The following is a 19372-nucleotide window of genomic DNA, read 5'->3' as shown; positions in this document are numbered from 1 at the left end:
TAAATCGAATAAAATTTATTTATACATGACATAAAGCCATAATCAATTAATCAATCCACTGATTTAGTTTTGTTTTTAATATAAATACTTTTACCGATTGGTAAATTATTTAAGAAAGTCAGTGAATTAATTTGAACAAAATACGACTGGCAGCAATTAAATCTTCTACAGAACCAGAGTATGATGTGCACAATTTATCTTAAGAGTGCTCATTTTATGGCCAACTGGTTTCCAAAATGGCGCCCCTATCAGGGCAATATTGATGCACGACCGGTAGGTACTGCAGAATATTTACCTCCTGCACAAACTGTGGTGCTTGGTGTCCAACATGCCTTTGCCATGTTTGGTGCAACCGTGCTGGCGCCTTTCTTAATGGGATTTGATCCCAATCTGGCCATTTTAATGTCCGGCATCTGTACCCTGCTATTTTTTCTGATCACCGGGGGACGTGTTCCAAGTTATTTGGGTTCCAGTTTTGCCTTTATTGGTGTGGTGATTGCCGCAACCGGTTATGCCGGTGCAGGCGGCGGTTTAAATCCGAATATCGGAGTGGCAGCAAGCGGGATTATTGCCTGCGGTATTTTATATGCCTTGATTGGGGTGGTGGTTATGGCCACCGGTACACGCTGGATTGAAAAACTGATGCCGCCAGTGGTGACTGGCGCTGTGGTCATGATCATTGGCCTGAATCTGGCACCTGCCACCGTGAAAAACGTGATGGGCAATGATTTCAACTCCTGGATGGCCTTGCTGACCGTGATGTGTATGGGGTCGATTGCCGTCTTTACCCGTGGCTTGCTGCAGCGTTTGTTATTGCTGATTGGTCTGCTGCTGGCCTATTTGGTCTATTACCTTCTGAGCAATGTCATGGGTTATGGCACCGCCATTAACTTCTTGCCGGTTCAGCAAGCCGCCTGGTTCGGTATTCCCGAGTTTCATTCTCCGACCTTTGATGCCAATGCCATGCTGATCATTGCACCGATTGCATTTATTTTGGTGGCCGAGAATCTGGGGCATATCAAAGCCGTAGGTGCTATGACAGGTGAAAACCTTGATCCGCACATTGGCAAAGCCTTCGTGGCCGATGGCATCGCCACCTCGCTTGCAGGCAGTGTCGGTGCTCCGGGTATGACCACCTATGGTGAAAATATCGGGGTGATGGCTGTGACCCGGGTGTACTCGACCATCATTTTTGCCGTGGCCGGTGTTTTTGCCATTTTCCTCGGATTATCGCCCAAGTTTGGTGCCATTGTGCATACCATTCCAACCGCCATTCTGACCGGGGCATCGATTGTGGTATTTGGTCTGATTACCATTGCTGGTGCAAAAATCTGGATTGAAAACAAAGTCGATTTTTCACAAAATAAAAACCTGATGGTCGCAGCCGTGACCATTATTCTGGGCACAGGAGACTTTGCCCTGAACTTCGGTAATTTTACGTTGGGCGGTATTGGCACAGCAACCTTTGCAGCGCTCTTTCTGAACTGGTTCTTTGCTTTGGGTGAAAAAAAATAAGCCAGATTCATATAAAAAAAGCAGCCATAAGGCTGCTTTTTTTATATCGCCAGAATTGTTTAAATAGGCTTAATCTTTTATATGAGCATCCTGCCGATGCGTCTGGATTTTTTTGATTTACGTCTTTTTCTCAATATAGTCGATACCGGTAGCCTAACCAGAGGGGCTGAACGCTCTGCCATTTCTTTACAAGCGGCCAGTGAACGGATTAAAAAGCTGGAACAGCAATATCAGGTCAGTCTGTTCAGCCGCCATTCGGGTGGGGTAAAAATGACTTTTGCAGGACAGGTCTTTGCTGAGCATGCCCAAGCCCTGTTGCAACAAGGACAACAACTGTCTCAAGCCATGGCCGGCTTTAGTGAAGGACTCAACTCCAATATCAGCTTATGGTGTAACTCCTCAGCACAAAGTGAGTACCTGCCCCTATTATTACCCCAGTATTTGGTAAATAATCCAAATATCCAGATCGATTTAAAAGAAGCAGAAAGCAATGACATCATTGCAGCTTTGGTGAGCGGCACTGCCAAGCTAGGACTGATCTCTAGCTTTTTTCCTGCACCCCAATTACAGACTCTGGAATTTTCAGATGATCCTCTGGTACTGATCTGTCCTGAACAGCATGATTTGGCAACGAATCCGGCATTAAAATTAGCAGACTGTCTGAATTATCCCTTTGTGGGCTTGATGCAATATTACTCTTTGCAGCAGTCGATTGAAACCCAGGCTCGCTTGCTGAACTGTGAGATTCAATACCGCTTGCGCTTACCGAATTTTGCGGCCATTGCCCAAGTTGTAGCCAATGGGGTAGGTATTGCAATTATGCCAAAACGCGCTGCACAACATTTATCAAAACTCTATGCATTTCAGCAAATCCAACTGACCGGAGATTGGGCCAACCGTAAGTTATTGTTAGCTGCAAAGAGCTTTGATGAACTGAGCACGGCCTATCAGCACTTTAGCCAGTTCCTCATTTCTGCGGATGTACAAAAAATCCTGAATTAAATCCAGCCGAATTGATGCAACGCCATATAGCTGCCTAAGGCAATCAGGCCGATAAAAAATACGGTACGGAATGTCTGTTCAGGGATACGGGAACGGATGTTCTTGCCGAACCACATTCCGATCAAGGCAGGAAGCAGTGCAATTGCGGACATGGCATAATCAATCGGTATATCTTCTACCGGGTTTCGGTGCAGGAAAATGGCCAAACATACCGTCGAGGTAGTAAATACAAGACCCAAGGCCTGTACCAGATCATCACGTTTTAAATGCAGGGTCTGCAAATAAGGCACCACTGGAATCACCACCACACCCGTCGCCACGGTCAAGGCACCGCCAAGATATCCCATCATCGGAGAAAGCCACGTTTCATACTGGCTTAAATCTGGCATCCGTTTCGCCAGTAAACCATATAGACCATATAGGGCAAGCATCGTGCCCAATAAGGCTTCACTGTGAAATTCAGAATGGCCTAACGTCGGAAAAACACTCCAGACCGAACCCACGATAATGCCGGCCAGCAATAGCCAGAAACGGCGAATCAGTTTCAGCACATGACCTTCAGCAAAGAGTTGCCAAAAATTGGTCAGCATTGAAGGTACAATGAGTAAAGTTGCTGCCTGAAATGGACTCATAAATATAGTCAGCAACCCCATAGACACCGCAGGCAAACCCAAGCCAATGGTGCCTTTAATCAGACCAGCCAGCGCAAAAATAGCAATAACAAAAGCAGTCATCTGATGACCCTAAATTGATTTAGGTCCATGCTATAGAAATCACGGATAGAGAAAAATCAGGGTTTTAAGAAGGAAGCCTCAAGTAAATCTTGAGGCTTTAGATAGATGTGCTGAAAATTAGCAGACGGATCAGCGAAAATCGGATTTAAAACTGGTTTAAGGACGAAATTCTTTTAGCTCCCGCTGAATAAAATACTGGAACATTTCCCGGTACAGATGCTCAATAAATTTCTGGTCCACACCCTGCTGTTGGGCCAAAGCCCTTACCTTTTCCACAATCTGTTCCATACGCTCCGGTGATTGCAGATCGGTTTCAGTTTTTTTAAAACGTGTGGTTTGATCAACATAGAATTGACGCGCAGCAATCAGCTCAACTAAAGCTGTATCAATGGCATCGATCTGGTGACGTGCATGTTGTAATGATTCAGCTTTGATTTTTTCCATATTGATTCAGTTCATGCTCAGTTTGATTATCACTTTTATACTTTTCTTCTAACACATTACTGAAAATACTTTCAATCATCCAGACACGATATAGGCTATTAAATGTGTAACTTTGCCCTTCAATCCGCAATTCCAGCACCGGGAAATCAGGCTGGGACTTCATTTCACACAAAGTGTCGTTTTCTTGTAATTTGGTCTGAATATCTTCCTGAGTCAGCTCGTCCAGCTTCAACTCCTGTTGTAGGCGCTTGATATGCGGCGCATAGGACAAGTCATAGCCACGCGTCCAGACGGCTTGCAGAATTTGGTACATGGCATCAATGCGCTGCTCTTCTGGACAGCTATAGAATAACTGTGCCATCGGTACAATGGCCTGCTCAGTCGGTCGGCAAAAAGGGGTAAATTTGACCTCGGTACGTTTGGATAAACGGGTCGCCAGATTCCATTCAAACCAGTCCCGTCCACGATAGGATAAGGGATAGACATTCAGCCGGATATTATAAAAATCGGCCAGCTCTTCCTTGATATAAGCCAATAACAGCCAGGAAATCGGATCTTCCAGCGCAATATACAGATCCAGTTCCGGATTCATTGACTGGATTTCATTCAGCTCTTCTGCATCACTGATCAAATGCTCACGCCATTCAATATGATTGATCAGGAAAATCGGATTATCGGTCAGCAGCTTTTGCTGTTTCAAGCGCCGGGTCAGACGCAGTAAATCATCTACCGCATGATACTGACGTCCGCCAAAAGTGAAATAGCTGGCCAGAATAGGGATGGTATTGAAAATCCGTTCAGGAAAATTTTGCGCGGCATGATGGCGACTGGCCATGATATATAAGGTGCGTAATTTTCCGTTCTGTTTTTGCCACAGCATATGAAACACATCTTCGAGCAGATACAGAAAATTCTGTCCACGTAAGGGGGTGTTTTTCAGAATGACTGCGGCCTGTTTCAGGGCTTCCGGACTGGGCAGCTCAGGCTTATCGTGAAAGCTGAAACGATGCTGCTTGGCCAGAATTTTCGCATCATGAATGCAGTAATGCTGCCATTCATCAAAGGACATCTGGTTGGGGGGTTCAGCGCGCTGTTCGGAAATCACGACTTTGAGAGGCTTGAGCTGCGGGCTTAAGATCTCTTCCAGCTGGGGCAACTGCTGTACGGCCAGATAACTATAGACATCATCCAGTCTTAAATGGATGCTGAGACCATCTTCAATAGATAACACCGCTTGACGAACTGGCTTCTGGTAAAACCAGCTCGATCGGATTGGATCAAACCAACGGCGTAACAGGGACATGAGATCAGCCTCGAATAATGTCTTGTCGTGCCAACCCCTGCTGGCACGCTTGCGCTATGCAAGCCCCTATTATGAAGAGATTTGCATAGAGATATAAGTCTTGTGCAAATTTTATATCAAGTCATGAACAAATGTTCAATATTTAACAATGAATTAGACCTCGAGATTGAGGTCAGTGACTGCCCCTTTTTCAGCACCGGTGGTCAATTTGGCAAACTTTGCCAAAGCACCAGAGCGATAATGGGGTGCAGGTTTGACCCAGGCGGCACGGCGTACTGCCAGTTCTTCATCGGAAATATGCAGGGTCATTTCACGGGTTTCGGCATTGATCGAGATTTTATCGCCATTTTTAACCAGTCCGATCGGGCCGCCTTCATAAGCTTCTGGCGTCACATGACCAATCACAAAACCATGACTGCCGCCGGAAAAACGGCCATCGGTAATTAAAGCCACTGAGTTGCCCAGTCCTTTGCCAATAATGGCCGAGGTCGGTTTGAGCATTTCAGGCATGCCCGGACCGCCTTTCGGGCCTTCACCACGAATTACCACCACTTCACCGGGCTTGACTTCGCCATCTAAAATCCCACGCATGGCACCGATTTCTCCTTCAAACACCCGCGCCGGGCCCTCAAAATACAGCCCCTCCTTGCCGGTGATTTTGGCCACCGCTCCTGTAGGAGACAAATTGCCTTTTAGAACCACCAGATGCGAATCTTTTTTAATCGGCGCATCAAATGGCAGGATAATCTGTTGCCCTGGTGGATAGTCTGCGACATCCGCCAGGTTTTCTGCCAAGGTTTTACCCGTTACGGTCAGGCAAGAACCCTCCAGCATACCGGCATTCAGCATACGTTTCATCAGCGGTTGAATACCGCCAATGGCGATCAGTTCTGACATGAGGTATTTTCCGGATGGCCGTACATCGGCCACCACAGGAATATCTTTACCAATCCGCACGAAATCATCCAATGACAGCGCTACACCTGCGCTATGGGCCATCGCCAGTAAATGTAGCACCCCATTGGTCGATCCACCCAGTGCAATCAGTACTTTAATGGCATTTTCAAAGGCGGCTTTGGTCATGATGTCACGCGGTTTAAGGTCTAGGCGTAACAAGTTCATGACCGCCTCACCCGCACGCATACAGTCAATTTTTTTCTCTTCGGAAACGGCTTCCTGTGCCGATGAGCCCGGCAAGCTCATGCCTAAAGCTTCAATGGCAGAGGCCATCGAATTAGCAGTATACATTCCTCCACAAGATCCCGGCCCCGGCAGAGCCACCTCTTCAATCTGCTTGACCTGAATTTCGTTAATCTCCCCCTTGGCATATTGTCCTACTGCTTCAAACACCGAAATCATGTCAGTATGCCCAGCTCCCGGTTTAATGGTCCCGCCATAAATAAACAGGCCGGGACGATTTAAACGGGCCAGTCCCATAATACAACCCGGCATATTCTTGTCGCAGCCACCAATAGCAATCACGCCATCATAGGCCTGACAACCGACCACCGCTTCAATGGAGTCAGCAATAATTTCGCGTGAGACCAAGGAGTATTTCATCCCTTCAGTCCCATTCGAAATTCCATCAGAGATAGTAATGGTATTAAAGATAATGCCTTTGCCATTGGCAAAATTCACCCCTTTTTCAACTTCACGGGCCAGCCTGTCAATATGCATATTGCAGGGTGTGACATTGGCCCAAGTCGAGGCAATACCAATAAATGGACGCTTAAAATCTGCATCTTTAAAACCGGTTGCCCGCATCATGGAACGTGCCGGGGCATTTTCTATACCATCGTAAACGGGGGCTGAATGTTCGCGGATATTGTCTTTACTCATTATTTTTTCCTTGGCGATGACCGATTTTTAGCTTCAGTCTTTGGCAATTTATTCTAAGCTCATTGTATAGAAGGCATACGATATATAAAAGAAATTACCTTGCAGAAAAATATTTTGATTAACTCTTAAAATGCTTTAATCACATGACCGAGCGACATGGATGTCGCTGTTTTGCTGTGCTACAGGGATGGAGCATCAGCAAAACAAAAGATTTTTGTTAGTTTTGATCTTACAACAGTAAAACTCTGCCTGCACAAAGATCATAAGAACTTTTGAATCCATTTGAAGCAGTGAAGTTTTTCAAAGCCATAAAAAAGCACCCCCTCTGGAGTGCTTTTTGTACTGTAAAAATTACAGCTTAGATTTCACGTACCGCACCTTTTGCCGCACTGGTGGTATGCATGGCATAGGCTTTCAGTGCTTTTGAAATTTTACGTGGGCGTTCTTCTACCGGATGCCAGCCTTTGGCTTCCTGCGCTGCACGGCGGGCAATCATGGTTGCCTCATCGACTGCCAGGTAAATGGTACGGTTTGGAATATCGATTTCGATACGGTCGCCATCTTCTACCAGACCAATAGCGCCGCCCTCGGCGGCTTCCGGAGACACGTGACCGATAGAAAGACCGGATGAACCGCCCGAGAAACGACCATCGGTTAACAATGCACAGTCTTTACCCAGACCTTTCGATTTCAGGTAGCTGGTTGGGTACAGCATTTCCTGCATACCCGGGCCACCGCGCGGCCCTTCATAGCGGATCACGACCACATCACCGGCTTTAATTTGGTTCCCCAAAATCGCATCCACTGCTGAATCCTGACTTTCAAATACGCGTGCCGTACCGTTAAATTTCAAGATAGAATCATCTACACCGGCGGTTTTCACGATACAACCATCCAGTGCAATGTTACCGTACAGGACCGCCAAACCACCGTCTTTCGAGAAAGCATGTTCAGCATTACGGATCACGCCATTTTCACGGTCACCATCCAAACGTGAATAGTAACGGTCTTGCGAGAATGCGGTTTGTGTCGGTACACCGCCCGGTGCTGAACGGAAGAACTGATACACGTCTTCATCTTCCGTACGGATGATGTCCCATTTGTCCAACGCATCTTTGAGGCTTGCTTCATGCACGGTTGGAACCGATGTATCGAGTAAACCTGCACGGTCAAGCTCGCCTAGAATCGACATGATACCGCCGGCGCGGTGCACATCTTCCATATGCACATCTTGTTTCGCTGGGGCAACTTTACACAGCACCGGTACTTTACGCGATAAGCGGTCGATGTCATTCATGGTAAAATCAACGCCAGCTTCGTTCGCGGCAGCCAATAAATGCAGGACGGTATTGGTGGAGCCCCCCATGGCAATGTCTAAAGTCATGGCATTTTCATAAGAGGCTTTGGTGGCAATCGAGCGTGGCAATACGCTGTAGTCATCTTGTTCATAATGACGTTTAGCCAGTTCAACAATTAAAGAACCTGCACGTTCAAAGAGTTTTTTACGGTTGGCATGGGTTGCCAGCGTCGAGCCATTCCCCGGCAGTGACAAGCCTAAGGCTTCAGTCAAGCAGTTCATCGAGTTTGCTGTAAACATGCCTGAACATGAACCACAGGTTGGACAGGCGGAGCGTTCGTATTCTGCGACTTCTTCATCGGTGTAGCTGTCATCTGCTGCCACAATCATGGCGTCGATCAAGTCGATGGCTTTCTCATTGCCGCGGATTTTTACTTTACCCGCTTCCATTGGCCCCCCCGATACAAAAACCACCGGAATATTCAGGCGCATTGCCGCCATCAACATCCCCGGGGTAATTTTGTCACAGTTTGAAATACAGACCATGGCATCAGCACAGTGGGCATTCACCATATATTCGACCGAGTCTGCAATCAGGTCACGTGAAGGCAGGGAATACAGCATGCCGTCATGCCCCATCGCAATGCCGTCATCCACAGCAATGGTATTGAATTCTTTGGCTACACCGCCTGATGCTTCAATTTGACGCGCCACCAACTGACCTAAATCTTTGAGATGAACGTGACCGGGTACAAATTGCGTGAATGAGTTGACCACAGCAATAATCGGTTTACCAAAATCTTCGTCTTTCATACCGGTCGCACGCCATAAGCCACGTGCGCCAGCCATATTTCTTCCGTGTGTTGATGTTTTTGAACGATAGTCAGGCATGGTGTTATTCCAACAAAGTTTGTGCAGGAGTGGGAAAATTCATCCACTCTGGCGAAATCTTACTAATCAAGAGCATGAAATCAGTCGAATTTTAAACATATCATAAATTAGCGATTCATTTAAAAAACTGGCTAAAAATACAGGACTTACTGCAATATGCTCAACTGGCAAGTTTCAATGCATATACGATGACATGCTGAAAACTACTATACCGCTAAGGCTCTGTATTAAATACAAAACTTTCATGAATAATTTTTAAAATTTACATGATTTATTTTTATATAAATATCCACTAAAAATCCATCGGGATAAAGCCTTGTAACAGATAAGTGTGCCGATTGATTAGGCTGGAATTTGGCTTTTGGCTTATACTAGGCTCAAGTTTTTTTGGAATTTCATGCGTGAAAATCATCTTTGCCGGCACACCAGAATTTGCAGCGGTTGCGTTAAAAGCCCTCATTAATACCCAGCACGAGATTATGGCGGTGTATACCCAGCCAGACCGTAAAGCAGGTCGTGGGCAAAAGTTAACTGCTTCGGCAGTCAAACAGCTGGCATTGGAGCATCAACTTCCGGTCTATCAGCCTGTACACTTCAAGTCTTCGACTGAAGAAGGACTGGCGGCTCAGGCTGAACTGAAAGCCCTGGACGCTGACGTAATGGTCGTCGCGGCTTATGGTCTGATTCTACCACAAGTGGTTCTCGATACCCCGAAATATGGCTGTCTGAATATTCACGGTTCGTTATTGCCACGCTGGCGTGGTGCAGCACCGATTCAGCGTGCTATTGCTACCGGCGATACAGAAACTGGCGTAACCATTATGAAAATGGCAGCAGGACTAGATACGGGTGACATGATGTATAAAACCTGGTGTCCAATTACAGCCGAAGATACTTCAGCCACATTACATGACAAACTGGCGATTCAAGGCGCTGAGGCGATTGTGGCCGTACTCGAATCTGAAGAAAAATTACAGCAATATCTGAACGCCCGCGAAGTTCAGGATGAAGCACTCACAGTATATGCACATAAACTCTCTAAGGCAGAGGCGCATATTGACTGGACTCAAACTGCGGCCAGCATTGACCGTAACATTCGTGCCTTTAATCCTTGGCCAGTGGCGTACATTCCACTGGATGAAAATAATAATCTGCGCGTTTGGGGATCGGCCCTGTCTGCTGCCAATGCGCGAGGGCATAAGGCAGGCACCATTCTGGCGATAGACAAACAAGGGGTGCATGTGGCCTGCGGTGATGAAAAAGCCGTCTGCCTGAGCGCCTTACAATGGCCAGGAGGCAAACCGCTTAATCCGGTCCAAATTAACCAGACCCAAAAATTACATGTAGGACAGTCATTGGCATGAGTTATTCTGAAACAGGTACATCCCATCTGAACTTGCGTGCCCAAGTGATACGTACTTTACTGGCGGTACAACAGGGACAATCTCTGGCAACCGTTCTCCCCCTGCACCTGAAAAAAGTGGCAGAGCGTGACCGCGCCCTGTTCCATGAACTGGTTCTGGGTACTTTGCGTCAATGGTATGCCTTAAAAAGTATTACCCTGCCTTTGCTGGTGAAACCGCTCAATAATGATACGGTCGAGACCTGCCTCTATGTTGGTCTTTATCAGTTATTGCAAACTCGGATTGCGCCACATGCGGCAATTTCTGAAACAGTAACGGCGGTCAAGCAGCTCGGCTATCAGGCTTTGAGTGGTGTGGTGAATGCCATCCTGCGCCGTGTTTCACGTGAAACATCAGAATTTCAGGTGGCGCTCGAGCAAGCTCATGGTCTGCCAAGCTGGCTGCTGAAACGTCTAAAGAAAGACTGGCCGGAACAGCTGAGTGAACTCAGCCATGAGCTCAAGCAGCTTGCTCCCCTCACCTTACGGGTAAATGAACGCCAAGTCAGTCGTGACGATTATTTAGAAATTCTGGAAGAGCATGATATTGCGGCGCATGCCTGTACCATTTCACAGGTCGGCATTGTACTGGATACGCAAGTCCAGATTCCTGACTTGCCAGGCTTCGATGTCGGTGGTTTTTCGGTTCAAGATGAGCATGCCCAATTGTGCGCTACCTTACTGCCGAATCTGGATAACAAGTTTGTCGTGGATGCCTGTGCAGCACCGGGGGGCAAAACCGCACATATCCTCGAAAAATATCAGCCTCGAAAACTGATTGCTCTGGATCAGGACGCCAAGCGCTTAACTCGGGTCACCGAAAATCTGGAACGCCTTTTATTGGAAGGTGAGCATGTGGTGATTGAAGCTGCCGATGCGATTAGCTGGCAGGCAGCCGAACAGCCGGACTGTATTGTTCTGGATGCACCCTGCTCTGCCATTGGCGTGATGCGCCGCCATCCAGACATCCGGTTGCTGCGTCATTCAACTGATATTGGCCAGACTGTCGCACTGCAACAGCAGATTCTGGAAAATATGTGGCAACAGCTCAAAGTTGGCGGCACCCTGCTGTATATCACCTGTTCAATTCTAAAAGCGGAAAATGAACAGCAGATGGTGGAGTTCTTTAGCAAACATACTGATGCCAAAGAAATTAAAATCCAGGCCGATTGGGGCATTGAACAGATTCATGGGCGCCAGTTGTTGCCACAAGCAGGCCGTGGTGATGGCTTCTTCTATTGTCGTATTGAGAAAATGGCATAATTTATAAATAAGCAGACTAGACTAAAAGGGTGGCTCAGGCCATTGCTGTCCCACAATTTTTCACAAGAGGAAGCTCATTTGAGCTTCCTCTTGTTTTATGGGTATTTTATCGGGTGAAAATAAAGCTTTTAAAGTTCTTCTTTCAAACAAATTCACTTGAATTATTCTGAGTAAACGTTGAACTGTCCAACCTGTTTTTCCTAAATGTCGAGCGAAACTCACCAATAAATAGGCGATCATCGCAATCCAGATTTGTGTCTGAATTGCGTTCCTGCTGCGGCCTAGAAACGCTTTTAATTTGAGATTCTGCTTAATCGCCTTAAAGAACAGCTCAACTTTCCAACGATCTTTATAAATCGCCGCAATGGTGGAGGCGGCTAAATGAAAGTTATTGCTGAGAAAGCTAAAGTGCTTGCCACTTTGCTGATCTCTATATTCAATTCTTCTTAACACTGGGGCTTTTCTTTTTAGGGCATGTGCGCTATTCAGCTGAATGGTTTCATCTTTTAGAATACCTTTGGATTCAAGCACTGGATGTTGCTGGATCACCTGATACACAGATTTAGGCCTAAAACGTGTGACAAATCCAATGTTTTGAGCAGTCAGATTTGCATACCATTGGTAATCGACATAGCCTTTATCAAAAACTACAATGCTGCCAGCAGGAAACTGGAATTTGCGGCCTTGTACCATGTCATTTTCTTTGCCATTTTCAACTGCAACAAACTCAGGAATATCATTGCTGTGATTCAATCCTATACTGAGTTTCATGCTGGCTTTTGAGTCGTGAACTTTGGCCCATTCACATAAGGAAAGCGACAGGTCAATATGACTGGCATCCAAGGAATACAAGGGATTCTTAAAGCGAAATTTATGAGCTACTTTTGAGTGTTCATAGTATTTAAGCAACTTGTAAAATAGCTGTTGATACAAGGTAGCAGGCTGCTGCTCATTGATTCGTGCCAGCGTGCTTCGGGGAATAGACTTTGCTCCGAGATGACTTAGCTTTTCCTGTTGGCACTCCAAATTGGATTGAATATCTCTCAGACTTTGCCTACAAGAGAATTGAGACATCAATATGGCAATAAACTGATCCCACCGGGAAGCCGCTCTAAATTTCTGTCCAACATGGTGTACTTTAGCAAGTTGTTCAAAATCCTGTCGCACAACAGGTTTAATTAGCTCATGAAATACGGTATTCTGATGTGACAAAACCTGAATCCTGGTCGTTAAAGTGTTTGTTTGCACTCATATTTTAACTGTTAGGACTCAGGTTTTTTTATTTAAAGCAAACTATGGGACAGCAGTGGGCTCAGGCTGCCTTTTTTATTCTGTTTTTTTAACAGCTACTGAATAAATTTGAAGATGACCAGACTGGTCGCCAAGGCCGCCATACCACTCACCAGACCATAGACCGTTTCATGACCCTGGGAAAACTTTTTGGCTGCAGGCAAGAGTTCATCTAATGCCAGATAAACCATTACGCCCCCAATCATCCCGAACACCATGCCATACATTGTCTGGTTCATATACGGTGCCAGAATAAAATAGCCCAATGCCGCTCCCAAAGGTTCGGCCAATCCCGAGACAAAACTGGCCAGCAAGGTATAATCTTTGCGACCAGTGGCCAGATAGACAGGTAGCGCAATTGCAACGCCTTCGGGAATATTATGGATCGCAATGGCCACGGCTAAAGGTACGCCCAGTGCAGGGCTTTCCAGAGTCGAAAAAAAAGTCGCCAGCCCTTCTGGCAAATTATGCGCACTAATCGCCAACAGGGTCAGTAATCCGGTTCTAAGTAACTGCGGCTGGCCGACATCCTGCGCTTGCCGGGTTTCCATAGTTTCATGCGGGTTCGGAATCAGACGATCGAGTACTAACACCAAAATCACGCCGAGCAGAAAAGCAAACGTACCCAAGGCAAAACCGGTTTTTTCATCGAAGGCCAAACTAAAAGAATGAATAGATTTATTCAAAATCTCGGTGAGAGAAACATAAATCATGGCCCCTGCCGCAAAGGCCAGGCCAAACGCCAGAACACGGAAATTGGGACGTCTTAAGAACAGCACCATTCCTCCACCCACGACAGTCGCCAGACCTGCAAGAAACGTCAGACTAAATGCAATTCCGACTTGGTCGGGTAAAATGGCCTGCATCTTAATGCTCCATTTCTAAAATAAGAAAGTCATTATCACAGGGGATAATGACTTTCATTTTTATGGTTTGTTGGGCTAGATCAACAGATTTTTAGTTAAAGTATGTGCTGGTCTTTGACCTCGTCCAGGACATCATCCTCTTCTGCATCCGGGTGCTTCGCCAAATGCAGCATGGCGAGAATCAAACCTCCCCAAAGCAAGATCATTGAAATGGCCATCATAAATATTGCGGAAGTATTCATCTTAGTTCTCCTCCCCAGTCGTGCTATCTTTTAAATAGCTCAAGCCAATAGCGCCCAGCATAAACAGGGCCACGGTACCCCCACCGACAATCCATAAAATGTGCGTCGCATAATCCCCATAGCCACTGGCAATAATGGACTTGATGGTTAAGCCCAAAGCGATCAACAAGGATAATGGGGTAATGACTGTCAGCAAAAAGTTCCAGCCCTTGCCTAATTTAATGCTTGAGTATTGGTTAACATGCGCTTGTAACTGTTGCATTAATGGACGATGGAACCAGGACACCAGGATAATAGAAAGTACACCGCCCCCGACAATCCCAATGTTATTGGCAAAGTAGTCGATAATATCGACAAAGGTAATTGCACTGTGTGTCGAGAAAATCAATGTAGACACCACCGCTGAACCACCTGCAATAATGGTGACCGCTTTCTTACGTGACCATCCTAATTTATCCTGAAAGGCTGCAATAGGAACTTGCAGGATACTCACCATGGAGGTGATTCCCGCCACGGTTAACGAGGCAAAGAACAAGAATCCAAACAGATCTCCTCCCGCGCCCATACTCGAAATAATTTTAGGGAAGGCAATAAAGGCCAAGCCAATTCCTCCCGATACCACCTCTTCTACTGGCAAACCCGAGCTATAAGCCATAAAGCCTAATGCAGCAAAGACCCCAATCCCGGCTAAAATCTCAAAGGATGAATTTGCTAATGCAACCACCAGACCAGAACCTGTTAAATTGGTTTTTTTCTTCAAATAGGAGGCATAGGTCAGCATAATCCCGAAACCCACTGAAAGTGAGAAGAAAATATGCCCAAATGCGGCTAGCCATACTTTATAGTTCGCCATCGCTTCCCAGTTTGGGGTAAAAAAGGCATTTAAACCTGTGGTTGCGCCGGGTAAACGCAGCGCTTGTACGACCAAAATGGTAAATAACACCACCAGCAAGGGCATAAAAATTTTATTGGCAAGTTCTACACCGCGACGAACGCCGCCATATAAAATGAACATCACCACGGCCCACACAATCACCAGTCCAAAAAATAAGGTTGGCACAAAACCTAAGGCTAGGCCTTCACCATTTTGCAAATAGGTAGAAAAAAAGAATCCTTGTGTGTCTGCTCCCCATTGTTGGCCAATGGAATAGAACATATAACTGCCTGCCCACGACAAGACACTGGCATAATAGAGGCCAATGGCTAAGGTCACCATCACTTGCCACCAACCCAAGGCTTCAGAGTTCATGAGCTTCTTATAGGCAGTTGGTGGAGCCTTACGGAACTTATGGCCAACGGCATAATCTAAGTACAATAAAGGTAAACCAGCGGCAAAAATAGCAATCAGGTAAGGAATTAAAAATGCACCGCCGCCATTTTCATAGGCCACATAAGGAAAGCGCCAAATATTTCCCAAACCCACGGCAGAACCTACGGCTGCGATAATAAATCCTGATCGCGCGGACCAGTTTTCACGAGAATCTGTCATAAAACACCTAAACTATAAATTCCTTTTCATGCTGTTTGTTATGATTATTTCATCAGCAAAAAAAGAAACATTTCCATTATTTTTTGGTGTTTGAATTAGCGTTGTGCCTTTTGGGCATCGTATTCTAATGTGCAAACAGGTCAGTAAAATGTACAGCTTGCTTAAAGTCTGATGCGTTCACTGACCTTTAGATGCTTTAACAATACTGAATTTTTCACTTTTTTTCTGTAATTTCTGCTCAAAATATTCTTCTTTTATAATCTATTCTTAGTCAATCGTTCAATAATTCGACCAACTGATCTTGATTTTACTGACTCGATATTGTGAGAAATTTTGAAACACATGATTTGTAAGTTTTACTCCGGTTTTTCCAGCCTTTTCCCCGTCAATTGCTTAGCAGTTCAACCATTCGTAGAACCTCCCAATAAAAAGTAGCGTATCACTTTGCATGCAAGACAATAGACCAAGCTTTTTAATCAAGCTTGCATGTTTTCCTCGTTCCAAATTTATGGCTATTGAATTAAAAATAAAATTCCACAATCTGCGGCTTGCCGATTGTGGACTTCAGTTGATTACTTCAATCCGCTTAGGTTTTAATGACCAGCATCCGTTCTTCCTGCATATCCCGGATGGCCGACTGAATCCCTTCCCGGCCCAGACCGGAGTCTTTCACCCCGCCATAAGGCATGTTATCTACCCGGAAAGAAGGAATATCATTAATGATGACGCCGCCGACCTGTAAATGATCCCAGGCATAGAGCATATTTTGCAGATTCTGGGTATAGACCCCGGCCTGCAAACCAAAACGGCTATTATTGATGCTGGCAATACCGGATTTAAAGTCAGCATAAGCTTCCAAAATGGCCACCGGACCAAAGACTTCATCACGATAAATTTCCAGCTGCCGGTCAACGTTTTCAAGCAGGGTCGGTTCAAACATCACACCATTCAATTCGCCGCCCGCCAGTACCCGTGTGCCTTGCGCAACGGCGCTATCTAACCAGCGCTGTAAACGCTGGGCTTCAGTGGCTTTAATCATCGGACCTGCCAAAGTACTTTCCAGATCAGGATCTGCTGCTTTCAGGTTTTTGACTTGCTGAACCAGCTTGTCCCGGACATCCTTATAAATATCCTGATGCACTAGAATGCGCTGCACACTGATACACACTTGTCCAGCATGACCATAAGCACCGGCAATCAAACGATTAATCAACGCTTCTGTAATTTCAGTATCTGGCTCAATCATCACCGCTGCGTTACCACCCAATTCCAAGGTGACTTTTTTACGCCCTGCCCGTGCTTTCATATCCCAGCCGACCACATCTGAACCGGTGAAACTGAGCAGCTTGAAACGGTCATCAGTGACCAGTACATCGGCCAGATCACGTGGACATGGCAAAACCGAGAAGGCATTTTTCGGTAAATCGGTTTCAGCCAGAATCTCGGCAATTTTTAAGGCAGAAATTGGCGTCAGGCTGGCTGGCTTCAACACAAAAGGACAACCCGCGGCAATTGCTGGTGCAATCTTATGTGCCGTCAGATTCAGGGGGAAGTTAAACGGACTGATCAGGGAAACGGCGCCAATAGGCATCTGCTTGACCATGCCCTGATAATCCGCGGCTGCTGCCGTAACGGCCAGCGGTAAAATACGTCCCTGATCCATCTGGGTGACGGCATCTGCGGCAATCTGAAAGGTATTAATCAGGCGTTCAACTTCCGCAGCGGCGGCTTTACGAGGCTTACCGCCTTCTGCAATCAGGATAGTGGTCAGCTCTTCACGGATTTCTTTAAAACGCTGCACACAATGCAACAGGATATTCTGCTTTTGAAAAGGTTTTAACGCTGCCATCTCGGCTTCGGCCGCGGCAGCAGCCTGAATAGCCTGCTCCAAAGTTTTGGCATCTGCCAGGGCAACCCGTGCATAAAGTTCCTGACTATATTTATGTTTAACTTCCAGCCATGCTCCTGTCTCCACCGGTTTTCCGGCTACATATAGGGGATAATCGTTATAAGGCTGTACTGCTGTAGATCCCATTGCTCTGTCCTTCGCATCCAAATATATTACAATTTTAAAATTAGCTATATGATGCACCCAGATGCAGATATTAAGAATATGTATTTCGGTAAATGACATCGTTCAATTTAAACAAAATATAAGGAAAAATATGAAGCAGATAACAATATTAACTGCCCTATTCCTCGGATGTGGCCTGACCACATTCAGTCATGCAGATGTGCTGGGGCTGAAAGCTGATCTGAGTTACTGGAATTTTGAGGGTTATAGTGAAAATACAACCCGTCATCCAGTGCCAGAATATCAGCATGCGCTGGATCGTCAGGGTACGGCACAACTGTCTGTGGCCTTAGAACATCCAGTACCTATCATTCCGAATGTTAAAATTAAATACGTTAATCTGGACAGCCAAAGTAAGGAAGATATTCCGGGTCTTTCCGCGGACATTCAGCTCGACCGGATTGATTATATTCTCTACTACGAAATACTCGACAATATCGTCAGTGCAGATCTGGGCCTTGGTCTTAGCAATCTGCACGGTACCGTTCAACATCGCAATGCGCCTTACTTGACGGATTATGAAGCGGATGGTTATGCAGCCCTGATTTATGGACAGGCCGGAGTGAAACTGCCATTTACCGGACTCAGCGCCAAAGCAGAGGCTGTATTAAGCCGTGGTAGCGATACCTCGCTCACTGACTTGCAGGCTGAAGTGCAATATAATTTTATTGATAATCTACTGGTTGATGTCGGTGCCAAAGCGGGTTATCGGATCATGAAGATTGACGCTGAGCAGAGTCAGGCACCTGATCTAAAACTTGAGTTTAAAGGGCCTTATGTTGGTCTGGATATACACTTCTAAAGAGGACTATGCGGGTCTGATTTAACCTTGTAAGTTCAGGCTTACAACATGCAGTATGATCAACCTCTATACCGATTTTTTAATGCAGGCTATTCTACCCCTATAAAGAGCAGGACGCTCAGATACCTAAAAACAAGAAGAATAATGTAATACCTCAGGACGTAAGGTAGGACAGGAGTTATGCCTCAAAGTGAAGCACAAAAAAAAGCTCTGACAGGAGGTCGTAGCTTTTTTTATCTCGATATCCTGACTTAGCATTGCTTAACAATTGCAAGCTAAAACTCCCACATTGTAAGAATCGGCTTGTTGTTAAGCTGAAAATCCTCACATTTTTTGGGAACAGCGATCATGGTAAAAAAGGTCCTCTTTATTACTTCAAATCAAGGTATTGAACATGATGAACTGGTCGAGCCTTTAAACTTTCTCAAATCCAAAGGATTTGAAGTGATTCATGCTGCAGAAAAAAATGAAGATGTGGCAACTGTAAAAGGCGATACCAAAGCTGCTACCGAATATACGCCGGATACCAGTTTCGACCACGTCAATCTGGATGATTATGACCTGCTGGTAATTCCGGGTGGTACAGTGAATGCGGATACCTTAAGAATCAATCAGGATGCCCAGAACATCATTCAGCATTTTGCTGACAAGCACAAACCGATTGCCGCAATCTGTCATGGGCCATGGGTATTGATTGATGCACAGCGGATTAAAGACAAGAATCTGACCTCGTATAAGAGCATTAAGCTGGATCTGGAAAATGCCGGCGGGAAATGGGTCGATGAACCGGTTCATCGTTGCAATACCGGTGATTGGGTATTGATTACTTCACGTAATCCAGATGATATTCCTGCCTTTAATGAAGCAATCTTGAAAGAACTTGAAGGCGAAGCGGCTTAAATCCTTAAAATAAAAAGAA

At 45.7% G+C, this 19372-nt stretch carries 16 protein-coding genes; 6 read left to right on the top strand and 10 right to left on the bottom strand.

The window, feature by feature from the left end; all coding sequences use genetic code 11:
* Positions 1–216: 216 nt before the first annotated feature.
* Positions 217–1515: a solute carrier family 23 protein gene (locus E5Y90_RS00220; protein WP_151205632.1), complete on the top strand. Its 1299-nt coding sequence runs from the start codon at positions 217–219 to the stop codon at positions 1513–1515.
* Between the two features lie 96 nt (positions 1516–1611).
* Complete coding sequence (locus tag E5Y90_RS00215) at positions 1612–2517, top strand: LysR family transcriptional regulator (protein WP_174660529.1); 906 nt, start codon at positions 1612–1614, stop codon at positions 2515–2517.
* Here E5Y90_RS00215 and E5Y90_RS00210 read toward each other — a convergent pair.
* The 5 genes from E5Y90_RS00210 to ilvD (E5Y90_RS00190) form a co-directional block, all read right to left on the bottom strand.
* Positions 2514–3251 carry a sulfite exporter TauE/SafE family protein gene (locus tag E5Y90_RS00210; RefSeq protein WP_174659063.1) on the bottom strand — a complete coding sequence of 246 codons (738 nt, stop codon included), beginning with the start codon at positions 3249–3251 and terminating at the stop codon, positions 2514–2516. The genes E5Y90_RS00215 and E5Y90_RS00210 overlap by 4 nt on opposite strands.
* A gap of 156 nt (positions 3252–3407) precedes the next feature.
* Positions 3408–3695, bottom strand: a complete 288-nt coding sequence (locus tag E5Y90_RS00205; RefSeq protein ID WP_151205565.1) for a chorismate mutase — start codon at positions 3693–3695, stop codon at positions 3408–3410.
* Positions 3676–4998 carry a hypothetical protein gene (locus E5Y90_RS00200; protein WP_174659062.1) on the bottom strand — a complete coding sequence of 441 codons (1323 nt, stop codon included), beginning with the start codon at positions 4996–4998 and terminating at the stop codon, positions 3676–3678. The genes E5Y90_RS00205 and E5Y90_RS00200 overlap by 20 nt, the downstream gene beginning before the upstream one ends.
* A gap of 153 nt (positions 4999–5151) precedes the next feature.
* Positions 5152–6837 (bottom strand): dihydroxy-acid dehydratase, encoded by a 1686-nt coding sequence (gene ilvD, locus E5Y90_RS00195; RefSeq protein ID WP_174659061.1) that lies wholly within the window; start codon positions 6835–6837, stop codon positions 5152–5154.
* Positions 6838–7195: 358 nt separating this feature from the next.
* Positions 7196–9025: a dihydroxy-acid dehydratase gene (ilvD, locus tag E5Y90_RS00190; RefSeq protein WP_174659060.1), complete on the bottom strand. Its 1830-nt coding sequence runs from the start codon at positions 9023–9025 to the stop codon at positions 7196–7198.
* Positions 9026–9426: 401 nt separating this feature from the next.
* On the opposite strand from ilvD (E5Y90_RS00190), the gene fmt reads away from it, so the two are divergent.
* Positions 9427–10389, top strand: a complete 963-nt coding sequence (gene fmt, locus E5Y90_RS00185) for a methionyl-tRNA formyltransferase (protein WP_151205486.1) — start codon at positions 9427–9429, stop codon at positions 10387–10389.
* The gene (gene rsmB, locus E5Y90_RS00180) at positions 10386–11690 is read left to right on the top strand and encodes a 16S rRNA (cytosine(967)-C(5))-methyltransferase RsmB (protein ID WP_174659059.1); all 1305 of its coding nucleotides are present in this window, start codon (positions 10386–10388) and stop codon (positions 11688–11690) included. Before fmt ends, rsmB begins: the two co-directional genes overlap by 4 nt.
* 60 nt (positions 11691–11750) lie before the next feature.
* Here rsmB and E5Y90_RS00175 read toward each other — a convergent pair whose 3' ends face one another.
* The 5 genes from E5Y90_RS00175 to E5Y90_RS00155 form a co-directional block, all read right to left on the bottom strand.
* Positions 11751–12902, bottom strand: coding sequence for an IS4-like element ISAbe18 family transposase (locus E5Y90_RS00175; protein ID WP_096901158.1), 1152 nt, complete (start codon positions 12900–12902; stop codon positions 11751–11753).
* Positions 12903–13036: 134 nt separating this feature from the next.
* Entirely contained in the window at positions 13037–13846 is an 810-nt protein-coding gene (zupT, locus tag E5Y90_RS00170; RefSeq protein WP_151205235.1) for a zinc transporter ZupT, read from the bottom strand.
* A 95-nt stretch (positions 13847–13941) separates the two neighbouring features.
* On the bottom strand, positions 13942–14088 hold the full coding sequence (locus E5Y90_RS00165; protein WP_174659058.1) for a methionine/alanine import family NSS transporter small subunit: 147 nt from the start codon (positions 14086–14088) through the stop codon (positions 13942–13944).
* 1 nt (position 14089) lies between these two features.
* Positions 14090–15577: a sodium-dependent transporter gene (locus E5Y90_RS00160; protein ID WP_151207149.1), complete on the bottom strand. Its 1488-nt coding sequence runs from the start codon at positions 15575–15577 to the stop codon at positions 14090–14092.
* A 586-nt stretch (positions 15578–16163) separates the two neighbouring features.
* Positions 16164–17612, bottom strand: a complete 1449-nt coding sequence (locus tag E5Y90_RS00155) for an aldehyde dehydrogenase family protein (RefSeq protein WP_174659057.1) — start codon at positions 17610–17612, stop codon at positions 16164–16166.
* Positions 17613–17742: 130 nt separating this feature from the next.
* On the opposite strand from E5Y90_RS00155, the gene E5Y90_RS00150 reads away from it, so the two are divergent.
* Both E5Y90_RS00150 and E5Y90_RS00145 read left to right on the top strand, forming a co-directional pair.
* Positions 17743–18453 carry a TIGR04219 family outer membrane beta-barrel protein gene (locus E5Y90_RS00150; RefSeq protein ID WP_174659056.1) on the top strand — a complete coding sequence of 237 codons (711 nt, stop codon included), beginning with the start codon at positions 17743–17745 and terminating at the stop codon, positions 18451–18453.
* 348 nt (positions 18454–18801) lie between these two features.
* Entirely contained in the window at positions 18802–19353 is a 552-nt protein-coding gene (locus tag E5Y90_RS00145) for a type 1 glutamine amidotransferase domain-containing protein (protein WP_151207143.1), read from the top strand.
* Positions 19354–19372 lie beyond the last annotated feature (19 nt).

Source organism: Acinetobacter sp. 10FS3-1 (assembly GCF_013343215.1).
In the GTDB taxonomy this organism is placed as follows: Bacteria; Pseudomonadota; Gammaproteobacteria; order Pseudomonadales; family Moraxellaceae; genus Acinetobacter; species Acinetobacter lwoffii_C.
The sequence above is the reverse complement of the archived record's forward strand: the minus strand, read 5'-3'. Positions and strand labels throughout refer to the sequence as shown.

Coding starts and splice junctions, on each gene's coding strand:
- E5Y90_RS00160 (WP_151207149.1), bottom strand. CDS start 15,577: ATGACAGATTCTCGTGAAAACTGGTCCGCGCGATCAGGATTTATTATC.
- rsmB (WP_174659059.1), top strand. CDS start 10,386: ATGAGTTATTCTGAAACAGGTACATCCCATCTGAACTTGCGTGCCCAA.
- E5Y90_RS00220 (WP_151205632.1), top strand. CDS start 217: ATGGCCAACTGGTTTCCAAAATGGCGCCCCTATCAGGGCAATATTGAT.
- E5Y90_RS00155 (WP_174659057.1), bottom strand. CDS start 17,612: ATGGGATCTACAGCAGTACAGCCTTATAACGATTATCCCCTATATGTA.
- E5Y90_RS00200 (WP_174659062.1), bottom strand. CDS start 4,998: ATGTCCCTGTTACGCCGTTGGTTTGATCCAATCCGATCGAGCTGGTTT.
- ilvD (WP_174659061.1), bottom strand. CDS start 6,837: ATGAGTAAAGACAATATCCGCGAACATTCAGCCCCCGTTTACGATGGT.
- E5Y90_RS00165 (WP_174659058.1), bottom strand. CDS start 14,088: ATGAATACTTCCGCAATATTTATGATGGCCATTTCAATGATCTTGCTT.
- E5Y90_RS00150 (WP_174659056.1), top strand. CDS start 17,743: ATGAAGCAGATAACAATATTAACTGCCCTATTCCTCGGATGTGGCCTG.
- E5Y90_RS00145 (WP_151207143.1), top strand. CDS start 18,802: ATGGTAAAAAAGGTCCTCTTTATTACTTCAAATCAAGGTATTGAACAT.
- ilvD (WP_174659060.1), bottom strand. CDS start 9,025: ATGCCTGACTATCGTTCAAAAACATCAACACACGGAAGAAATATGGCT.
- E5Y90_RS00210 (WP_174659063.1), bottom strand. CDS start 3,251: ATGACTGCTTTTGTTATTGCTATTTTTGCGCTGGCTGGTCTGATTAAA.
- E5Y90_RS00205 (WP_151205565.1), bottom strand. CDS start 3,695: ATGGAAAAAATCAAAGCTGAATCATTACAACATGCACGTCACCAGATC.
- zupT (WP_151205235.1), bottom strand. CDS start 13,846: ATGCAGGCCATTTTACCCGACCAAGTCGGAATTGCATTTAGTCTGACG.
- E5Y90_RS00215 (WP_174660529.1), top strand. CDS start 1,612: ATGCGTCTGGATTTTTTTGATTTACGTCTTTTTCTCAATATAGTCGAT.